Annotated in this window: 1 rRNA gene; it reads right to left on the reverse strand. The window is 55.0% G+C overall.

The annotated features are described in order from the left end of the window. A 16S ribosomal RNA gene (locus R9X49_RS23080) occupies window positions 1-1,071 on the reverse strand; the annotation flags it as partial.

The raw sequence follows: 1,071 nt of genomic DNA on the forward strand, positions 1-1,071 counted from the left end.
AACCGCTGGCAACAAAGGATAAGGGTTGCGCTCGTTGCGGGACTTAACCCAACATTTCACAACACGAGCTGACGACAGCCATGCAGCACCTGTCTCAGAGTTCCCGAAGGCACTAAGCTATCTCTAGCAAATTCTCTGGATGTCAAGAGTAGGTAAGGTTCTTCGCGTTGCATCGAATTAAACCACATGCTCCACCGCTTGTGCGGGCCCCCGTCAATTCATTTGAGTTTTAACCTTGCGGCCGTACTCCCCAGGCGGTCGATTTAACGCGTTAGCTCCGGAAGCCACGCCTCAAGGGCACAACCTCCAAATCGACATCGTTTACAGCGTGGACTACCAGGGTATCTAATCCTGTTTGCTCCCCACGCTTTCGCACCTGAGCGTCAGTCTTTGTCCAGGGGGCCGCCTTCGCCACCGGTATTCCTCCAGATCTCTACGCATTTCACCGCTACACCTGGAATTCTACCCCCCTCTACAAGACTCTAGCCTGTCAGTTTTGAATGCAGTTCCCAGGTTAAGCCCGGGGATTTCACATCCAACTTAACAGACCGCCTGCGTGCGCTTTACGCCCAGTCATTCCGATTAACGCTTGCACCCTCCGTATTACCGCGGCTGCTGGCACGGAGTTAGCCGGTGCTTCTTCTGCGGGTAACGTCAATCGATGAGGTTATTAACCTCACCGCCTTCCTCCCCGCTGAAAGTGCTTTACAACCCGAAGGCCTTCTTCACACACGCGGCATGGCTGCATCAGGCTTGCGCCCATTGTGCAATATTCCCCACTGCTGCCTCCCGTAGGAGTCTGGACCGTGTCTCAGTTCCAGTGTGGCTGGTCATCCTCTCAGACCAGCTAGGGATCGTCGCCTAGGTGAGCCATTACCTCACCTACTAGCTAATCCCATCTGGGCACATCTGATGGCGAGAGGCCCGAAGGTCCCCCTCTTTGCTCTTGCGAGGTTATGCGGTATTAGCTACCGTTTCCAGTAGTTATCCCCCTCCATCAGGCAGTTTCCCAGACATTACTCACCCGTCCGCCGCTCGTCACCCAAGGAGCAAGCTCCTCTGTGCTACCGC

It is taken from the genome of Pectobacterium carotovorum, from assembly GCF_033898505.1.
Taxonomy (GTDB): Bacteria; Pseudomonadota; Gammaproteobacteria; order Enterobacterales; family Enterobacteriaceae; genus Pectobacterium; species Pectobacterium carotovorum_J.